Annotated in this window: 1 protein-coding gene; it reads left to right on the top strand. The window is 73.2% G+C overall.

The features are described from left to right. The first annotated feature begins 844 nt into the window (after window positions 1-844). A complete protein-coding gene (locus tag ND748_RS30830; protein WP_251749823.1) occupies window positions 845-1,900 on the top strand; it encodes a polysaccharide deacetylase family protein in 1,056 nt (351 codons plus the stop codon). Window positions 1,901-1,979: the final 79 nt, after the last annotated feature.

The raw sequence follows: 1,979 nt of genomic DNA, 5'->3' as shown, positions 1-1,979 counted from the left end.
GGGCCCGCCCGGCGCCGTGGGCCGCCTGCCGCGCCGCGCCCGCAGTCGTCCCCCTCCGTGGAACGGGTATGGCACGGCTGGGCCACGGTCCCGGGGCCGTGGCGACCGCAGCTGATTGCGCCCGATCGCACCCGAGTAGTGTCACCGAGTGGTAGCGCCGAGGCAGGGAGGCTCCATGGGAGCGATCTCTTCGTGGTGGGATCTTTGCCGCTGCGGCCACAGCCGCGATCTGCACCGGCATTACCGCGAGGGCAACGACTGCGCGCGCTGCGACTGCCGGGCCTTCACCCGGATCCGGCCTCGCCGCCACGGCGGCGACCCCACACCCTGACCCCGCCCTGACGGCCTGCGCCAGGTCTGCCGCGGCCTGTGCCATGCCTGGCGCGGCTTGCAACAGGCTCGGCGGGACCCGCGACGGGCTCAGCGCGCACTGCGCCCGGCCTGGCGCGGACCGCGCCAGACGGTCACCGGATGCCCCAGTCGCAACTCCCGCACCACGTCCGCGCCCCCGGCGATCCACCGATTGCGCGTCGACACCTCGCGGAAAAGTCCTGTTTTCTTAATCAGCACAATGATGACGGGCGCTGACGGGCCACCGGCAAGGTACTCGCCTTCCCGGTTCACCGGCTATTGGGGCCACTCGTGCTACATTTCGTGCCGCATCACGGACTCACTCCTCGGACGCACTTCGGCGCAATTACCCGATGCCGCGTCCATGCCGCGGCGTTCGCAGGGAGGCCCGCTTGACGTTCGCTCCGCCCGAACCGCTCGCCGCCCGTGGCGCGCGCGGCGCGGTGCTCGGACCGCGATGACGCTCGGTCTACGGACGGCCCGACGCGGACCGATGATCCCGGTCCTGCGTTACCGCTCGCTCGACCCGCACACCACCCGGGGCGCACCGCGTCGGCCCATGCCGTTCCCGACCTTCGCTCGGCACTGCGGCCTGATCGCCGCGTCCGGCCGCCGACCGATGACGGTGTCCGGGTACGTTGCCTCCCTCGGCGTGTCCTCCGCCCCGAAGAATCCGATCGTCATCACCTTTGACGACGGCGGCGCGGAAACAATGAACGCGCTGCGCCGCCTGGCCGAGTGGGGGCTGACAGCGACGGTCTTCGTGACCAGTTCACGGGTCGGTGATCCGGGCTATTTTCATCGGGCCGACCTACATCGCATCCGCGGGCTGGGAATCGAGATAGGAGGGTCCGGGCACACCGGTCGACCCCTCAACGAGCTGGCCCGCACGGACGTGATCGCGGAGCTGACCCTTTCCAGGCGCCGTCTCGCCGTGGCGACGGGGGACGAGCCACGCACGTTCGCCTACCCCGGGGGCGGCTACGACCTGTCCGTCCGCCAGTTGGTGATCTCCGCCGGGTACAGCTCGGCCTGTGCGGTGCGCGACGTGTTGTCCCATCCCGCCGACGACCGCTTCGCGCTGGCCCGCCTGACCGTCGACGCGACGACGCCGGACAGCCGGTTGCTCGCCTGGCTGGAGGGAGTCGGCCGGTCCGAACCGCATCCGGCGCCGCCCCGGGGCCATGCCCCGCGCCTTCCCCGCGTGGCCCGCTCCGCCGGCCCGTTCCGTCCCCGTCTCGGCCGCTCCGAACTACGGCTGCCCGGCTCCGCCGCGGCCTCCGGCGCCATTGCGGGCGCCACGGCCAGCCCCAGCCCAGTCCACGCCACGGCGACGTCGGCCAGCCCGGACTCGACCGCCGGCCCCGACGCACCACCAAGCCCGCACTTGACACCAAGCCCGGACTTGACACCAAGCCCGGACTCGGCGAAGAACGTCGCCCCCGTGGCCCCCTGCACGCCGGGGGGCATAAGCAGCGCGGACGCCGCCGCGGGCAGCGTCGGCGCCGAATCCGAGACGGTCCGGGCCACGGCGAGGCGGGAGCGCTAGAGCGCGAGCCGCCGGGGCGACCGGAGGGGGATCGCTCGTGCGACAGCGGGGCGCACCCCGCGGCGGCGGAGCCGGGGCC

It is taken from the genome of Frankia sp. AiPs1 (genome assembly GCF_023716945.1).
In the GTDB taxonomy this organism is placed as follows: Bacteria; Actinomycetota; Actinomycetes; order Frankiales; family Frankiaceae; genus Frankia.
Note: the sequence above shows the minus strand (reverse complement) of the source record. Positions and strands in the feature narration are given on the sequence as shown.

Coding starts and splice junctions, on each gene's coding strand:
- ND748_RS30830 (WP_251749823.1), top strand. CDS start 845: ATGATCCCGGTCCTGCGTTACCGCTCGCTCGACCCGCACACCACCCGG.